This window comes from Flavobacterium endoglycinae (genome assembly GCF_017352115.1).
Classification (GTDB): Bacteria; Bacteroidota; Bacteroidia; order Flavobacteriales; family Flavobacteriaceae; genus Flavobacterium; species Flavobacterium endoglycinae.
Genome location: NZ_CP071448.1, coordinates 4,407,334 through 4,424,603, shown reverse-complemented (window position 1 = coordinate 4,424,603; position 17,270 = coordinate 4,407,334). Strand labels below are relative to the sequence as shown.

Below are 17,270 nucleotides of genomic sequence, written 5' to 3'. Positions count from 1 at the left end.
TAAAGCCCCATGGAAAAGTATCCTATAAAAATATTATTAGTCGACGATAAACAAGAAAACCTGCTTTCGCTTCAGGTCATACTGGCAGATCAGGGCTATTCCTTTATCGAAGCCACTTCAGGCAAAGATGCCCTGCGTATTCTGCTTAAGGATCAGGATTTTGCCATTATCCTTATGGATGTCCAGATGCCGCTAATGGACGGATTTGAAGCGGCCGAACTTATCCGCGAAAGCGACAAACTTAAGCATGTCCCCATAATCTTCCTCACAGCTAACATGGATTCTGCGGACTATATCTTCAAAGGATACCAGTCTGGAGCGGTTGATTACATGATCAAACCGCTTTCTTCAGAAATTTTAAAGGCTAAAGTACTGGTCTTTACCGAACTTTATAAAAAAAACAGGGAACTCCAGCTTAAGGAGGAAGAAACTTCTGCTCTAAATGCAACAATCACTAAGGCAAGCCAGGAGCTTGCCCGCCAGTGTGAAGCCGTGGAGAAATATGCTGAAGAACTAAAGAGAAAGAATGCCGAGCTTGATGCCTTTACTCATATCTCAAGCCATGACCTGCAGGAACCGTTACGAAAAATCCAGACCTTTACAGGTATACTGCTTGAAAAGGAATACCAGAATTTAAGCGAAGACGGCAGAAGCAGGTTCAACAGAATATTACAGGCCACTGGAAGGATGCGGGATCTCATCAATGACCTTCTGGCCTTTTCCCAGACCAATGTCATGGATCGCAAATATGAAATCGCAGACCTCCAGCAGCTCGTCGACAATATAAAAGAAACGCTGTCAGAAAGCATAATGGAAAAGCAGGCCGCTATCCAGACTGAACTGCATGGCCCCATCGCAATCATTCCTTTTCTTTTCGGACAGCTTTTAGAAAATCTTACCAGTAACGCCCTGAAATTTGCAAGGCAGGATGTTCCTATGCTCATTGAGATCAAAACGCGGCTGGTCATGGGCAAAGAACTGGAAATTGAAAAACTGCAGCCTGATACTCCTTACTGCCATCTAAGCTTTAAGGACAACGGTATCGGATTTGAGCCCCAGCACTGTGAGAAAATCTTCGGCGTATTCCAAAGACTCCACACAAGGGATAAGTACGAGGGTACCGGAATCGGCTTGGCCATCGTCAAGAAGATAGTCGAAAATCACAACGGTATCATAATGGCTGAGGGCGAACTCGGTAAGGGAGCAACATTCCACATCTATATTCCGCAGGAGCAATCTGCCACTAGGCAAAAAAATCATATGTCAGACTGAAAATAACAGCGTACAGCTGTAATGCACTTGAAATCATTTCTGCCAGTAACAACTAAAGTAAACTTATAGTTTAATCTATTTAAGTTTATGGCAGAATCGTGGCACAGCATATTTTAAAAAAGTAAAACATGAACAAAATCACTATTTAATAATTAAGGTTCTAATATATTAAAATCCAACTCTACGCCTTGGAAGCAGGATTATCTAGCGCATCATTAATTCAAACCAGTCAGCATTACTTGCCTCTTTGACCGCCAGTTTATCTTCTGAACTAAGTGAGGCTAAAAAGCTCTTATAACCAGACATGTATCCCGATGAGTCTTGTCCTTTGCAGTAAGCATTAAAAACATTTGTTGAGTAAGGCTTAGCTAAGGATGCGACTGCCTTCACGCAGGAAGCAGTTTCGTTCCAGTTTGACACCACTGTTCCTTTTATACTATTGTAGACCGAGCATCCGACTTTCTGTCCTGCTGCGTACATGCGGGTGCATTCCATAGATATCTCTGTGGTGTAGACGTCGTTATTCTTCTGGCACTGCGCTGTCTTCTCTGCAAAGGATTTTTTATTCTCTGCCAGCTCAGATATGGCCGCAGCATGCAAGAGTTCAGTTTCTTTTTTCTTTGCATCCCGCTTTTCTTTTAAAGGCAGAAGGGCCTTTTGCTGTTCGTTTGGCAGATCGGTCTTAAGAGACCATATCTCTGCATTTAATTTTTTATTTTCTGCTTGAAGTAATGCTATGCTGTCCTTTGTCTGTTTTTCTAGCTCGGTAATACTGTCTCTAATTACAACGAGCTGCTTTCCAGTCATTTCAAGTCTGGCCGCTATGCTGTCGGAAGAGAGCTCTTTCTGCAGGTCATTTTTCAGTGCTTCCAATTTCTGCAGCTGCTCCTGCAGCTGCAAAATACTGCTTTGATGCACAGTTTGTATATTATTGATTTTCTGTTCATTGGACGAGATGCTGTTATTTTTTGATTGCTGTAACTTTTCATTGTCATTTTTCAATTTCTCCCTGATTTCTTCGCTTAGGTTTTGAAATTCCTTCTCAATTTGCGGTATTTTAGCTTTGCAAATGGTAATCTTGTCATCTGATATAAGTGTTTTTACAGCAGAAGCCATAAGTTCATCTGACCACATTTTGTGCTTTGCTTTGGAGTCGTTTAGCAGAATCATTTCGTAGTTTTTGCTGTGTAGAGTTATTTCCTGGCACAGCCTATCGTTGTCATCTTTAAGTTTTTGAATCTGCTCATTTTTTTTCAGAATAGTATTATCGCCTTTTTCCAAATTCTTAAGCTGCACCTTAAGAATGGCAATTTTCTCTGAGAATCCTTTTCTAGCAGTCTCTAATTCAGATGTTGTCGCTGGAATGGCATATCCTTTTACTTCCCCTAAATGTTTTTCAAAGCTTTGTCCTTTCTTTTCAAATTCAGATTTCCATTCATTGCATTTGCTGCATCTTGCACCCGCTTTCATATCTGCTATCAGGTTATCCCTATCCTTATAAATTTGCTCGATTTCAGATCGTAGCTTTTGCAGCTTGTCTTGCCATAGTTTCTCTAGCTGAGGCAGCTCGGACTCTATCTGTAGAATCCGCAATCTTGCCGCTTCTATAGATCCTGCCTTGCTTTCAATGGCTGATACTTCTCCGACTCCTACAGTCTGCGCATGCAATTTCATCGTACAGAAAACAATAAGCGCTAAGCAATACATGTAATTTTTCATCCTGAAATGTTTATTTGCCAAAAGGATCATCCTCTTGTTCCGCCAAGTATAAATCTTTTAGGTATTCAAAAGCTTTTTTCAGTCTATTCTCATCTCCATCGAGTTTAAGAAATGGAATGTAAATTACGGTATCATAATCAAAATATGTCGATGTATACATGGATCCAACCAGCCTGCTGTCATAATTCCAACAGTCGCAAAAAGCGTCCCCGTTGCCAGGATAGGTACAGTACACCCTCTTTTTATATTGGTATGCCAACTGCTTAAGTGCATTGGGAATGAAACTGAGTTTTAAGAGCCCCACTTCCTGATGTGGCTGGGTTTGGATTATTTCGACTGCACTTATATGGGCAGGCAGGAATTCTACACTGGAATAAACACCGCTATAATATTCGGGGGTAGTGAAATTATAGTGCTGCCTGTTATAGCAGCCATATTGATCAGTAGCGAAGCTTCCAGTATATACAATCTTGTTATTTGACCCCGAAGCAAGGTTATTTTCATAGATATAAGCCCAAGAATCCGAAAATGAAAGCGGTGCTGCAAACTGCACTTTATCGTCGATTACAAAAGGATGAATTTTGTTTCTGGCCTCGGTTATCTTTTTATTAATGTAGTTTACCGTTTCTTGTTTCGTTAGATTCTGCGCCCGGGACGGCGTGACAAGCAGGAACATAATCCCTGCGATCAGTATCTGCACTGTTTTCATACGATTAGCAGTATTGTTAAGTATATTAATGATTAAGTCCTATGCCTTGATTTATTTAGAATGAGACCCTTAAATCGGATTTCCATTTGCCGTTTACAACGTTCAAAAATAATCAAAAACAGCAAAAAAAACAATACTTTACATACCTATCAACTAATTTACCTGCTCCACGGTTTTAACCCTGTATATATCCGTGGCATAATCGTGGCGCAGAACTTTTCTATGCTTCTTAAATCATTAAAATCAGACTCTATGTATCTTAGGTTCAGATGGCAAATTAAGCATAAAAAATGCTATGCAAAAAAGTTTCTTAGAAAATTAAAAGTCAATAAAATTTAAGGTTGCCGAATTTTTAGATTCGAAAATATTAAAGCTTTTTTGGAATGTAAAAGATTTTAATAGATTACTTTATTCTAGGTGCAGAATCGGTGCATCACTTTTACGAACAAATTTAAAATACTGTTCAGCAATCACTTGAAGACTTAAGTTCGAAACATTACTATACAAATCCACAACTACTTTAAATGATTACTATACAGAAATATTATTAGAAAGTCTTGTTTTTAAAAATATCTAACTGACTTTAATAGTATCTCATCGTATAAATAAGTGTTTAGCTTCTGTCTCCGTCAAAAGTAAATTTAAGAAACTAAATAAATTCTCGCACATTAAATCTCAAATCCAAAAATAAATCTTCAAAACAGCAGTAAAAACAACTAAACTTTTACTGAAGCAGATTGTACGTCTATTGAGTCTTTTCAGATGCGTTCTGAGAGTCAGATTATTCCTTTCAATATGATTAGTTCCGAAACGTTTAACAGAATGCAGCTTCTCGTCAATCAGATATCTGTAGTTTTTAAGTCTGTCCGTAAATATCTTTTTTGCTTCTGCTAATTTCAGAGTTTCCAAAACACGATTCAGCGTTTTATTGGTTCGTTTGCCAACATTAAAACTTACAACATTTTTAGAATTCTTTTCCAAAGCATAAACAAGCCAAATATAATTTTTCTTATATCGGATATAAGTACACAGTTCATCTACTTCGTAAGTTTTGCCTTTGCTGATAATTGGTTTGGTAATATCTCGAGCAATTGATACAATTCTTTTCAATAATGTTGTCGTCGATATTTTCAATATTCTTGCAGTACTTCTTATTCCCAAACCTTCTTTAGTTAATTGAATAATATTCTGGTTTATATCTCCTTTATAAGCCAGATATGCATAATTTTCAACTCTAGTTTTCCCGCATGCTCTGCAAATATATCTTTGATTACCAGACTTTGTCTTTCCGTACTTTATCATCTTTCGAATATCACCAACACATCTGTAACACCTAGTCTGGTTTGAGCTCATTTTTTTCGATTTAAGGCATTATAAAATAAAAAAACAGCCCGAAGGCTGTTTTAATTTTTATGCTATATTAATATAAATCATTGATAATCTGTAAATGTTTTATGCAATAATTAACCACCAACACATCTGATACATTACCGCATTTTGAATTAGTCCGAAAAGACGTGTGTTACCTTCTGCTTTGCCATCTTGACCTTCAGTAGATTTCTTTTTAGGTGTTGCTGTTATAGTAACTTCAGCTAGTTCACCTCCTTGTTGTGTCCATTTTCCATCGTTATACGTATATGTCGCACCGCCAGATGAAGTATAACTTTGTCCAGCTTTTGGGTCTTTGACATTCTTTTCGCATTCAGGACATAATCCTGTAGGGTCACTAAAGAAAACTGGATTGTTTAAAGAAAAACTAAACGGACTTTCCTCAGGAAATAATTCTGCCAGCACATCAATAAAATTAAACCTCCCTAACGCATTATCATATTGGCGATAATCCATCGCCGTCATGTTAAGCCCCAGCTCGTCTTGAAGCTCCTGACCGTTGTACTTATACTTATAAGTGTTTGCGACTATTTTTACAAGTTTTTACCTGTTAAATACAATATTTTTAAGAACATGATTTTGAAGAATAAACTTACTGTTTTATTGCTCAAATCCAAAAATAAATCTTTAAAACTGCTGTAAAAATTACTAAACTTTTACTGAAGCAAATTGTCCGTCGATTTAATCTTTTCAGATGGGTTCTGAGCGTCAAATTCTTTCTTTCAATATGGTTTGTTCCAAAACGCTTTACAGAATGTATCTCCTCATCAAGCAGATATCGATAATTTTTCAATCTGTCTGTAAATATCTTTTTTGCTTCCGATAATTTCAGAGTTTCCAAAACACGGTTCAGAGTTTTATTGGTTCGTTTTCCAACGTTAAAACTTACAACAGTTCTAGAATTCTTTTCCAATGCATAAACCAGCCAGATATAATTTTTCTTGTGTCTAATGTAAGTGCACAGCTCATCAACTTCATACGTTTTGCCTCTGCTGATAATCGGCTTGCTAATATTTCTGGCAATTAAGATGATTCTTTTCAATAGTGTTGTCGTTGATATTTTTAATATTCTTGCCGTACTTCTTACACCTAATCCTTCTTTAGTTAATTGAATAATATTCTGATTTATATCTCCTTTATAAGCCAGATATGCATAATTTTCAACTCTAGTTTTCCCGCATGCTTTGCAAATATATCTTTGATTACCCGATTTTGTCTTTCCGTACTTTATCATCTTTCGAATAGCACCAACACATCTGCAACACCTAGCCTGGTCTGACTCCATTTTTTTCGATTTAAGGCATTATAAAATGAAAAAACAGCCCGAAGGCTGTCTTAATTTTTATGCTATATTAATATAAATATCTGATTTTCTGTAAATGTTAGAGGCAATAATTGACCACCAACACATCTGATACATTACCGCTTTCTTAGATTTATTTAGCAATGGGATTGTTTGAACTATTAAATCAAAAAGGTCTGGCGGATAATGGTATATATCATTCATCTTTATCGTCTTAAGTTTTCATTCAGTTCTTCAACCAATTCAAATACTTTTGTAACTGGATTCTGTTTATAAAATGGCAAATCCTTAACTTTTTCAAACAGTTTTCTAGCTCTTTCTATAGCTTTTTCTTGTGAGGATTTTTCATCTTCCATTAGCAGATCATATAGTTTTAAACAAAAATTATGTTTTTTTCCATCCTTAACATAATTAAGATTAAATCTTTTTCCCAACTCATCATAGTAAAAGCTTCTTAAATGCTCCGCATCTGTATATTCATAATGTAAATAGAACCATAATTCAAAAGAATCATTTGAATAAGCAATGTTATATCCTAATTGATTTCCTTTAATTATTGCATTGTCAAAGTCTGAAAATTCTTCAGCTCCACGCTTAACATCCATATCGAAAACACACCAAACACCATCATATTCATATCCAGATCTTTCAATTATTTCTTGTGTTGATTCAATAAGTTTAGTTTTTGACTGCCCTTTTAAATCTATGGCAGTAACACTTAATCCAAGCACAGGAAAAGACTCAAAGTATAATTTTTCAGTTTGCCCTTCGCAAACAATCAATATTGTTTTATTTTCAGGAATACTATCAATTTTATAGCTAGACGAAGTAGCTTTTTTATTCCAAGCTTTTCCCTTATCTGTAATTTTTATAGCACGAGTAGCTTTAGGCATTATTCAAAATTTAATAAGTTAGAAAAATTACCTAAAAATGGAATTGCACCATATTTACCTTGAATGTAGTCTTTTTCAAATGAAGCATTATTTCTAATTCCTTTGATTTCTACAAGAGTATATAAATGACTTGCACCATATTTATCTTTTTCAACAAAATCGATTTGATCTCTTCTCAATATCTCTGCAGATAATAAGTTAGTATCATGTGTAGTGAAGATAAGCTGGGCTTTTGAATTTTGATTTGAGTTATATAATTCAACAATTTTCTTTGTTAGTAGTGGGTGAAATCTTGAATCAAACTCATCAATTACCAATGTCGTACCTTCTTTCAAGGATCTATAGATAAAAGGACTTAATTCAAACATTTTTCTTGTCCCTTCTGACTCTTGTAACAAAAAGGAAAAAGAGGCATTACCATCTTTTTTTAACTGCTTATTGTAACGAGTCCTGTGTGATAAAATAAGCTTACTATCTCTGAAATCTTCATCAATATGATCAGAAAATTCCTGAGCGGAAAGATCTATAGTCTCTAAATCCTGAATTCCAATATCAGCATTTTTCAAAAAATTTAAAACAAATTTTTTCTGATCGATATCTTCCAAAGATTCACCTGCCATAGCATACATTCCTTGATGACCTAAACCACTAATTACTGAAATCGAATTGATTGCTTTAATAATTTTTTTAGATAATTTACCAAATCCGAAAGAAGCCAGAGAAGATAAAAATAATGAGTTCTTCCTGAAAATTTCGCCATCATCATAATCTTTAAAGTCATCCATTAAGGAAAGTAGTTTAAATCCTTCTTCAAAATGCTTTTGATTAATTTCTAAAATCTTACTGTTTTCTCTTATAAATAAATTTTGTTCTCGAATATTCGGTGTTGAAAAAAGCCATTCACTTTTAATGGATGAGTCATCTGCTTCAAAACCATATCTGTATCTTACGTTGTCGATTCTCAAGATCATTTGAAAAAATGTAGGTTCATTCATTGTTTCAGTAGATAATTCAAAAGCATCAATAAATTCCAAAGATCTCTCATCTTTTACAGAATTTTTTATGATCCTCATAAAAGTTACCAAACCGCGAATTACATTACTTTTTCCGCTAGCATTAGCCCCATAAATAGCTTTCGACTTTAACAAAGATAAATTCTCATTAATCTGAATTACATTTTGTTCATCTAAAAGCGAATTATTAGATTTAATTTTAGCTGCTGACATATTTAAAGTTTGAATATCTTTAAATGAGCACATATTTCCAAAACTAAATTCTTCGATCATAACCCTTAATTTAAAATTTGTATATTTTTTACAAATATAAGAATAAGGATTAACGTGCACTAACTTTTAACATTCTTTATATTATTTCTAAATATGCTTATTCGTAACTTTTTCTTTTACTAAATACTTGGAAAATATCGATTAATCAGCTCTCTCTGATGTGTGCTATTCACTTTGATATATTTCTCAGTTGTCCCTGGCCACTTATGCCCTGCCAGTTCCTGAACTCTTTCCAATGGAATGTTTTTCTCGTTAAGCCAATTGCAGATTACGCTCATTCTGATTGTCTGCGGGTTTAGTTTTCTGTCAGGGAATAATCCTCTTAACGGCTCAATCATGGCATGTATGCTGTTCACTACAATAGGCTGTCCAAGCTTTGTCAATATGAATTTATCACTGCTCCCGCGCAGTAAGGCAGGTCGCGTTTCATTTATGTAATTATGAAACAGTATCATCTGTTTAGGCACAAGCTCCAGCGTTCTTTTATTAAGATTGGCAGAGCCTTTAATGTAAACTGTGCCGTTATCCAGATCAACATCGTTTAGAGCCAGCCTTGCTATTTCATCACTTGCCAGCCCCTGATAGATCAAAAGGGAAATCAGAACATTGTTTCTCACGTCAAGATGTTTGTAGCGGTTCTCCCGTTCCATTAAAAGCTGCAGTTCCGTACTGTTGAACAGATCCTGCACCTGAATGGTCTGGTTGCCCTTGATTTTAATATTAAGCTTTCTGCATGGATGGTCATTTCGATAGCCGTACATTACCAGATAATCGTAATATTTTTTAATGGCTGAGAGTATCCTGATTCGGTACTGCACGTTGGACTGCTTCTGGCTTACTTTATCCATGTGTTTGACTATATCTTTGTACTGGTATCTTTTTGCCTTTGTATTGGTCTTTAAAAAATGATTGATTGTATAGAGATAGCTCTCCGCTGTCTTTTCCGCTACAATTCCTTGCAGGTAATTTTCCAAATCAGGTTTCTTGTTTTCCATTAGTTACGTTTTTAGAAGTTTACAACTGGTTTGCGTTTCTTGTTCTGCACCGCATAGATATAGGTGGTATTGATCTGCGTATGCCCCAGAAAACTGCGTATAAAATCGATTCCCGCGTTATTCTCTGCCAGATGATAGGCAATGCTGTGGCGAAGGCAGTGAAGCGTGATTTCTTTCTGGACAAGCTCAAATTTTCCCGTCTGCTCAATCATCTTATTTAAAATCTCATTGAGGTTTTCTCCTGTCGATCTTCTGCCTCTGCTGTTGATGAAAAATGCTTCCTCATTCTGGTTTCTCCCTGTCAGCCTTTCAGGCCTTTCATCCCTGACATATTTTGTCAGGTACTGCAGAACAGTATCACTCATTGGAACTTCACGCCTCTTGTTTCCTTTTCCCTGTCTGACAACCAGCATTCCTTTAACGAGGTTGACATTTTTTAGATCAAGGCTCGCAATCTCTGACCTTCTCAGTCCGCATCCGTAGGCAATCGAAAGCAGGGCTTTTTCCATTTCATTCTCAGCATGTTCGTAAACCAGTCTGATTTCTTCAATCGTGAGAATGTTTCTGGGCTTCTGCGTTCCGCCTGTGATGGATGGGATGTAATAGGATGCCCTACACTATTTTAAACCAAACTCATTGTAACAGTACAAGATACTTACTAAACAATTTATTAATCTAAATTAGTCTTTCTTTACATTCCAATAAATTGTCTGTAAGTCGCCTGCCTGGCTTAAAACTAATCTTCAATTGATTTCCACGAGAAATCCAACAAAAAAAGTGCTATATTTCTATATTTTAAAAAACTTCAATCTTGCTTAATTAGCTCTCGTTTATTTTAGTAACACCTATTATTTGGCCGGCTTTCATCGTCATCCTAATGGAGTAAAGGTGTTGGTACAAACAACATAAGGTAACGGAAGTATGTAAAAAAATGCATTTTTTGTTATCCAATATACTTATTCTTCGTCAAATTAAGTTTTATAGCAGAATCATGATACATCTCCTTTTTAACAAAGTAAACTCAGCAAAAGAAATGTAAGCAAGATTTTTATGTAACTTTACTTCGATACTATTTTTCAGCTTATCATAAACCATTGGTTTCAAACCTATAATATACACTATCATGAAAGTAAAAAACACAGCTGTTATTTTTTTTTATTGGGATTGTAATACTTGCAGCCGTATTAGCAAATAGAGCTTGGTGGTTTCTGTTATGCAGTCAATATACGACATTTGAGCAGTCTAAAACTGCTTATCTCACTGCTTTTCCAAATTACCTTCAAGATCCCTACCTTCTTACTGTAATGGATATAGTTTTATCGGCGCTGGCTTCTTTTCTCTTTTTGCAGTGCCGCAAAGCAGAGTACTTAGAAAGAACGTCGAGAATATTATTGATCCTATCTCTAATTCTATGTTTCTGGAGTATTTTTTCCTTGATGTGACAAACAAGACGTAAAATTATGCACATAACAAGTTTGGAGCTGCTGCAATTTTTGCCAGATAAAGCTAGCGTGAATTAAGGAAGATAAATACTTCCATTTTACACCTTTTACCTTTCAAAAAAATATCATAACACATTGAATTTGGACTTAATAGAGTTATTATTTACAAACAACGACAATGGTAGTATCTCCTAATTATGAAAATGCAGAAAAATGAAAGCGAAGTACAAAAAATTCGACCGCACCTTTAAAGACAATGCCGTTACGCTGAGTTATGAAAAAAGCAGCCTGAAGCAATACGCGGCAGAACTTGGCATACTGCCCTGCCTTCTGACCAGATGGAGGCAGGAATACCAGAAATTTGGGGAAGGGCGTTTTCCCGGATCTGGATATGAAAGAGTAAATCCTGAGAAGAAGAAAATCGTTGAACTTGAAAAAAAATGTAAAGAATCAGAACTCTTATTTGAAATTTTAAAGACTGCTTCTCCATGTCTTAACCAGGGAAGATTGAAAATTTACCAGTTCTTAAAAAGAAACAGAAAAAAGTATTCAATTCTGCTGATGTGCCGGACGCTGGATATTCCCTACAGCAGCTACCATAGATGGGAAAAAAATGAAATATCAGAAAAACAGCTGTACCTGCTTTCATTAAAAAAAGAACTGGCAGCTATATTTTATGCTTTTAAAAAGAATCAAGGAGCAGCTAAAATTGCAGAAGAGCTTAACCGGGGCGGATACGAGATTGTCCGAAGGCAGGTTTCTTTTTATATGAAACAGCTGGGACTCAAACGTAAGAAGAAAAGAAAATTTAGAGTTACTACAGATTCCAATCATAACCAATATACTGCTCCAAACTTTCTGAACCGTAAATTCAACGCAAAGGGACACGCAGAGATATGGGTTTCCGACATTACCTACCTCCAGACCAAAAGAGGTTTTATCTATCTTACCGTTATTATGGACCTTTATGACCGCAAAATAATAGGCTGGAACCTCGGTAGAAGGCTCTCTGCGCAGAAGACCATAATCCCAGCCTGGGAAATGGCCGTAAATAACCGCCCTATACCTGAGGGGTTAATATTTCACTCTGACAGAGGGGTCCAGTATGCAAATAAATGCTTCGCTGAAAAACTGGATTCCCATAAATGCATCCAGAGTATGAGCCGTACGGGAGACCATTTTGACAATGCTGCCTGCGAAAGTTTTTTCAGCTCATTAAAAAGAGAGCTGGTGTACCAAGAAAAAGAACTCATAACAGTAAAGAAAATGAAAAATGAAATATTTGAATTTATTGAAAACTGGTACAACCAAAAAAGAATTCATTCGTCATTACAATATAAAACTATAGAACAGTTTAATGAACAAACTGCCTGCTCCCAGAGGGATCGTACTTAGACGATATTATTTAGACATGACAGGAAAAAGAAAAAAATATGAATGCGTATTCAAAGAAAAGTTAGTAATTACCAGCTACGAAAGAAACTGTATTACGACGTTAGAAAACGAATTCGGTTTATTCTCAGGAGCCCTGACAAGATGGAGACAGCATTTTGAAAAATCAGGCAGTAAAAATTATTCCAGTGATTTTTATCTAAATTTAAGATCCACTGATTTAAGAATACGCCGGCTGCGGCAAAAAATAAATAAAACTGATTTAAAATTCGAGATTTTAAAAAAAGCCGGGCCATACCTAAATAAAGGCAGAGAATCTCTCTTTCAATTCATTTACAGCAATGAAAAAAGCTTCTCTGTCAAATTAATGTGCAGCGTTTTACAAGCCGGGACTGTAACCTACAGCAGATGGAAAAACCACATTCTTAATGACACGCAGAAAAGACAAATTTTGCTTGAACAAGAAATCACATCAATATTTTTTGCTTCTAAACAGCGTTACGGAAGTAAACGGATTGCTGCTGAAATGCAGAATTTAGGATATCAGATCACAGGCAGCGGAGTAAGAAAATATATGGAGAAACTTGGGTTCTCAGCCAGGGTAAAAAAATAATTATCCTTAATCTCATCTCCGCTAACTAATGCACATTTTCCAGCTTATGTAATTAAGAGATTTATAGAAATTGTAATCCGCTTTTTATTATCATATCAATAAAAATTACTATCTTTCTTAAATATTATTTTATAAAAATCTGCCTGCAGAAACAGTGCAGTATAAAGGCCGGGAATTACTGTTATTAGATATGGAAATAAAATTCTGGATTGAAAAAAACTGGGGAGGTTCAATAGATCTCGCGGCAGTCCCTGAAGTTATTGCATCTTTTGATGAAATTAAACTAAGTGATAATCAACAGGCGGCTTTCTGGATCGGGTGCCATGATGAAGAATATGTTTTGAAAATTCAAAAAGATCAGACATTATCTTTTATTTATGGTGAAAACCAAGATCTTGAATTAAAAGTTATATCCCGCAGCTGGGATGAAATTTCCTCTCTCACTTCATTATTTATGAAAGGCCAGTTTGTTTTATTACAGGCGCAGATCAGTAAACTTACATCAGATATGGCCGGGCAGAAATAAAAAGAAGCAAATCCTAATCCATCAGCGAATTGCAGATAATTAAGTATGTTATTAACTAGCAAATTCATTGTAATTTTACTGATATCAAAAATTTACTCTTCCCCATTTATGAGGTGCTGTACTTATCAAAATTCACCCAATATTTTCTGTTAAGCAGCCTTATTTCTCTGTAGTGTTTTGCTTAGTATTATCAATCCTCTATTGTTAAAAACAGCATGATCCTTTCCTATTAATCATTCTGCTACTTGTAAATAAGTAGTATTAACAAAATCTTTAACCCAATGATTAAGTCTCACTAAGTTTTAAAGTAAATATAATCGAAGGACTAATACCATTTTAAAAATGCAGGAGTTCTGATCTCCTAATTTTTTTCTGTTTTTAAATCATTAACAAAATAATGGAATAGTCTTTTAAAAGTGCCTAAAAAAGCTATGGCGACTTTTATAAAGTTTTTAACCATATATGTTCGTGGCATAATCGTGGCGCATAACTTTTCTTGTGCTTCAGATCATTAAAATCAGGCTCTATTTATCTTAGGTTCGAATGGCAGAGCGTCCCTATTTAAAATTTGAAAATGTGTAAATTATTTCAAGAATAGATTTTTTTCTTCATATAAAACTACTTACTAACTTGCTGTTCTCCTAAGGCTAATTGTTGGTTTATTTCTATTTGATACATATTCATTACCATATCTTACATAAAATCATTTGTTATATTTGTCAGCACATAAATTCAATGTTTATTTTAAAATATTACTCATTTTAATGAAAACTACCTCGCAGTTACTTTAATTTGTAAATTCGTGCATCTTTAAAAATTAAGACAATGAAAACTAAATTTTATCTTCTAATAAGCTTATTGATTTCAACAAATACTTTTTCTCAAGCAGAACAACTGTCGAATGTAACTGTAGGAACTAAATTTGACATGGTTTACGAGCCTATCACAGTGCAGGCCGAATATTCAAGATCACAAACAATATATTACCCTGATGAGATGCGTTTTAGAGGTACTATCACTTCACTTAAATATTTTCTAGAATTTTCATCTTCTGCTTTTGAAAACTCCACTATATGGCGTGTAGCAATAGGTTATACCAATAAAACAGAATTCGCTAAAGGTGATCCCAATATCCCAGATAGTGAACTTACCGAAGTTTTTAATGGTAGAATCAGCGGGTCTGGAAATACTGTCATTTTAACATTCGATAAACCTTTTTACTATGATGGTCGACAAAATCTAGTGATCGATGTACAGGAAATAGAACCTGGAAAAACTGCCAGTCAATTGACAACTTTCAAAGGGGTTAAAAACTACAACAAACCACCTACAAGAACCCGAATGACAATGTCTGGTGGAACAGCTATATATGAAAACGCTTATGCGTGTACCGAATTTGGAGGATCTTTGGAACGATGCGAACCATTCTATAATGGTACGTTTAGTATCGTCACTGCTACATCTGTATTGGCAAATTGGCCCAGTAAAGTTATATCGCCTGCTTTCCGCTATATGATTCAAAAGTTGGGAGATCCTATGCCAACTACCTATAAAGTTGTTAATGGAAAAAATGTGCTGTTGGAAAATCTGCAACCCGCCACTAGCTATACTTTCTACCGCAAAACGGATTGTGACATTACACCAAATAATTATTACTCTCAGCAGTTTAATACTGGCCCATATAATCTTAAGGTTCCTACAACCATTACCTTTGATGGTAATAATACATTCGACTATTTTCTGATGGCAAGTAAAAATGTCGGAGTTTATATTTCACCAATTGCGGCTTCAAATTCTGAAAATGGCATACTTTTCAGAGGAGCAGATGATGTGATAAAGTCCGGGGAATGGAAAACAACTACCAAAGATTCTTGGAATGACAATCCGTCGTTCATTTCAAGAGCTTATTTTACCATTGATTTAACCAATTATACTGGAAATCCGATACTTCAATTTGATCTGAGGCAGACAAAAGATTCCAAATTCAGAATCGCGACAAAAACGAACTCAGATTACGCTCTAATTCCTGGAGTTTATACATCAACTACCGACAATTCCGACGAATTTAAAACCATAACGATTGATTTATCTAAATCAAATGGAACCAAATTTGATTTGATTATGGAACATCTTGGTAGATATACCACCGAAACTTCTCCGTATAATACTGCCTTTGTAGATAATGTAAAACTAATTGAAATGCCAGTTTGTAATCCTCCGCAAAAGATCATAGTCGCAAGGACAGAAAATAGCATAACACTCAATTGGACTTCTGCTGCCGACGAATGGGAAGTGGCATGGGTCGATCACGATATGACTGCTCCAAACTCTGGTACGGTCACAAAAGACAAGTTTTTTACCATTACAGGACTGACAGTTGCCAAATCCTATGATATATATATTAGAAACAAGTATAAAAACAGTTATTGTGAATGGAAGAAAATAATAGAATCGACTAATCCTACTACAGTAAAAGTACCATATCAACAGCTTTTCACAACCGCTACAACTAATTATGCTCCAGAATTACAAGATTTTTCGAGACAATTCTTGTATTCGAATGCATTAAACTTCTATCAAAAACTACAAGGAAATGGCTCAGCTTGGGTTGGTGGATCAGCTACTACAGAACAGCAGGCATGGAATGACAACAAGGCTTTCACATCAGGAATTTCTTTTAAAGTTGATGCGACAAACGTAAGTAGTTTGAAATTGGCAATTACAATGAAGCAAAAATATTACTATAGCAAAAATACTTCTTGGTTCAGAGTATTGGTAAACGGAATCCAACAAGGCTACAGCCGAAACCCAACTACTTCTTATAATGATGCTTATGCAACATTAAACTATGATTTAACAGCATATGCTGGTACAACTTTAGATGTTACTTTAGAACATTGTGGCAGGTATATGAATAATTACTATAATAATGCGCCAATGGATCTTACAATGGTAAGCAATGTACAGTTTAGTGGTCAGACTTTGGGTACTGAGGATTTTAAACAAAAATCTGGCATAAATGTATTCCCTATCCCATCTGATGGTTCTATCCATTTCAGTCACACCGAACCTATAGATGAAATAACAGTTCTTGACTTAAATGGGAGAGTATTGATGACAGTTAATCCTAAAGATAAAACACAGGAAATTACTTTAAATATTGCTTCTTTAGCAACAGGGATATACATCGCAAAAATAAAAAGTTATGGAACCTATCAACATGCGAAAATAGTACGTCAATAATGTGACAGAAACATTTGATAAAGTTAAAATGCTGCTAAATAAAGGTTCGAATGGTGGCCTCCGTGGGTGGCCTAAAACGCAGCTTTCAAATTCTAAAAAAAAAGCTAAAATTCGCGGAAACTATGCAATTTAAAAATTTATAATATATTTGTAAAATAAAAGAATAATACTACTGTCTTGTAGTTAGTTAGTATGCGATTTTTTGCGTGTGATTCATATTGAAATAGTAAAAGTGAATTTGGGTGCAGAATCGGTGCACTTTGGTTAAAGATATTTATAAAACCAGTATAGACAGGACTTCAGCGATAAAGTTCGAATCCTGCTCTCCCCACGGAAAGGCCAAAAAGCCTGAAAATTTAAAGTTTTCAATCTTTTCAAAAAGCCATAAAAACATGATAAAACCTGCAAATCGTAAGATTCGCAGGTTTTTTTGTTTACTGCAGTTTTCAGATCTTTTAATTCTATCATTTCTGCGTTTGCATACTATT

Annotated in this window: 14 protein-coding genes; 5 read left to right on the top strand and 9 right to left on the bottom strand. The window is 35.3% G+C overall.

Annotated features, from left to right (window positions below):
• The first annotated feature begins 9 nt into the window (after positions 1-9).
• A complete protein-coding gene (locus tag J0383_RS19460) occupies positions 10-1,272 on the top strand; it encodes a sensor histidine kinase (RefSeq protein WP_207295622.1) in 1,263 nt (420 codons plus the stop codon).
• A gap of 204 nt (positions 1,273-1,476) precedes the next feature.
• Here J0383_RS19460 and J0383_RS19455 read toward each other — a convergent pair whose 3' ends face one another.
• The 9 genes from J0383_RS19455 to J0383_RS19415 all read right to left on the bottom strand — a co-directional run bounded on the left by J0383_RS19455 (position 1,477) and on the right by J0383_RS19415 (position 10,075).
• Positions 1,477-2,991, bottom strand: coding sequence for a GumC domain-containing protein (locus J0383_RS19455; RefSeq protein WP_207295621.1), 1,515 nt, complete (start codon positions 2,989-2,991; stop codon positions 1,477-1,479).
• Between the two features lie 10 nt (positions 2,992-3,001).
• The gene (locus J0383_RS19450) at positions 3,002-3,700 is read right to left on the bottom strand and encodes a hypothetical protein (RefSeq protein WP_207295620.1); all 699 of its coding nucleotides are present in this window, start codon (positions 3,698-3,700) and stop codon (positions 3,002-3,004) included.
• 675 nt (positions 3,701-4,375) lie between these two features.
• Entirely contained in the window at positions 4,376-5,053 is a 678-nt protein-coding gene (locus J0383_RS19445) for an IS1 family transposase (protein ID WP_207295619.1), read from the bottom strand.
• A gap of 99 nt (positions 5,054-5,152) precedes the next feature.
• Complete coding sequence (locus tag J0383_RS19440) at positions 5,153-5,554, bottom strand: hypothetical protein (protein ID WP_239023106.1); 402 nt, start codon at positions 5,552-5,554, stop codon at positions 5,153-5,155.
• A gap of 142 nt (positions 5,555-5,696) precedes the next feature.
• On the bottom strand, positions 5,697-6,374 hold the full coding sequence (locus J0383_RS19435) for an IS1 family transposase (RefSeq protein WP_207295618.1): 678 nt from the start codon (positions 6,372-6,374) through the stop codon (positions 5,697-5,699).
• Between the two features lie 224 nt (positions 6,375-6,598).
• Positions 6,599-7,285: an RloB family protein gene (locus J0383_RS19430; RefSeq protein WP_207295617.1), complete on the bottom strand. Its 687-nt coding sequence runs from the start codon at positions 7,283-7,285 to the stop codon at positions 6,599-6,601.
• Positions 7,285-8,571 carry an AAA family ATPase gene (locus J0383_RS19425; protein WP_207295616.1) on the bottom strand — a complete coding sequence of 429 codons (1,287 nt, stop codon included), beginning with the start codon at positions 8,569-8,571 and terminating at the stop codon, positions 7,285-7,287. Before J0383_RS19425 ends, J0383_RS19430 begins: the two co-directional genes overlap by 1 nt.
• Before the next feature lie 119 nt (positions 8,572-8,690).
• Positions 8,691-9,566 carry a tyrosine-type recombinase/integrase gene (locus J0383_RS19420; protein WP_207295615.1) on the bottom strand — a complete coding sequence of 292 codons (876 nt, stop codon included), beginning with the start codon at positions 9,564-9,566 and terminating at the stop codon, positions 8,691-8,693.
• An 11-nt stretch (positions 9,567-9,577) separates the two neighbouring features.
• On the bottom strand, positions 9,578-10,075 hold the full coding sequence (locus tag J0383_RS19415; protein ID WP_239023105.1) for a tyrosine-type recombinase/integrase: 498 nt from the start codon (positions 10,073-10,075) through the stop codon (positions 9,578-9,580).
• A 1,146-nt stretch (positions 10,076-11,221) separates the two neighbouring features.
• On the opposite strand from J0383_RS19415, the gene J0383_RS19410 reads away from it, so the two are divergent.
• From J0383_RS19410 to J0383_RS19395, 4 genes are all read left to right on the top strand, one after another.
• Complete coding sequence (locus J0383_RS19410; protein ID WP_207295614.1) at positions 11,222-12,403, top strand: IS3 family transposase; 1,182 nt, start codon at positions 11,222-11,224, stop codon at positions 12,401-12,403.
• Positions 12,404-12,419: 16 nt separating this feature from the next.
• Complete coding sequence (locus J0383_RS19405; RefSeq protein ID WP_207295613.1) at positions 12,420-13,013, top strand: IS3 family transposase; 594 nt, start codon at positions 12,420-12,422, stop codon at positions 13,011-13,013.
• A gap of 190 nt (positions 13,014-13,203) precedes the next feature.
• The gene (locus J0383_RS19400) at positions 13,204-13,539 is read left to right on the top strand and encodes a hypothetical protein (protein WP_207295612.1); all 336 of its coding nucleotides are present in this window, start codon (positions 13,204-13,206) and stop codon (positions 13,537-13,539) included.
• Between the two features lie 825 nt (positions 13,540-14,364).
• Positions 14,365-16,782, top strand: a complete 2,418-nt coding sequence (locus J0383_RS19395) for a T9SS type A sorting domain-containing protein (RefSeq protein ID WP_207295611.1) — start codon at positions 14,365-14,367, stop codon at positions 16,780-16,782.
• Positions 16,783-17,270 lie beyond the last annotated feature (488 nt).

Bases quoted from the DNA above. Each gene is read 5' to 3' on its own strand.
- J0383_RS19450 (WP_207295620.1), bottom strand. From the start codon at position 3,700: ATGAAAACAGTGCAGATACTGATCGCAGGGATTATGTTCCTGCTTGTC.
- J0383_RS19425 (WP_207295616.1), bottom strand. From the start codon at position 8,571: ATGATCGAAGAATTTAGTTTTGGAAATATGTGCTCATTTAAAGATATT.
- J0383_RS19400 (WP_207295612.1), top strand. From the start codon at position 13,204: ATGGAAATAAAATTCTGGATTGAAAAAAACTGGGGAGGTTCAATAGAT.
- J0383_RS19410 (WP_207295614.1), top strand. From the start codon at position 11,222: ATGAAAGCGAAGTACAAAAAATTCGACCGCACCTTTAAAGACAATGCC.
- J0383_RS19415 (WP_239023105.1), bottom strand. From the start codon at position 10,075: ATGGAAAAAGCCCTGCTTTCGATTGCCTACGGATGCGGACTGAGAAGG.
- J0383_RS19460 (WP_207295622.1), top strand. From the start codon at position 10: ATGGAAAAGTATCCTATAAAAATATTATTAGTCGACGATAAACAAGAA.
- J0383_RS19405 (WP_207295613.1), top strand. From the start codon at position 12,420: ATGACAGGAAAAAGAAAAAAATATGAATGCGTATTCAAAGAAAAGTTA.
- J0383_RS19435 (WP_207295618.1), bottom strand. From the start codon at position 6,374: ATGGAGTCAGACCAGGCTAGGTGTTGCAGATGTGTTGGTGCTATTCGA.
- J0383_RS19455 (WP_207295621.1), bottom strand. From the start codon at position 2,991: ATGAAAAATTACATGTATTGCTTAGCGCTTATTGTTTTCTGTACGATG.
- J0383_RS19445 (WP_207295619.1), bottom strand. From the start codon at position 5,053: ATGAGCTCAAACCAGACTAGGTGTTACAGATGTGTTGGTGATATTCGA.
- J0383_RS19440 (WP_239023106.1), bottom strand. From the start codon at position 5,554: ATGACGGCGATGGATTATCGCCAATATGATAATGCGTTAGGGAGGTTT.
- J0383_RS19430 (WP_207295617.1), bottom strand. From the start codon at position 7,285: ATGCCTAAAGCTACTCGTGCTATAAAAATTACAGATAAGGGAAAAGCT.
- J0383_RS19395 (WP_207295611.1), top strand. From the start codon at position 14,365: ATGAAAACTAAATTTTATCTTCTAATAAGCTTATTGATTTCAACAAAT.
- J0383_RS19420 (WP_207295615.1), bottom strand. From the start codon at position 9,566: ATGGAAAACAAGAAACCTGATTTGGAAAATTACCTGCAAGGAATTGTA.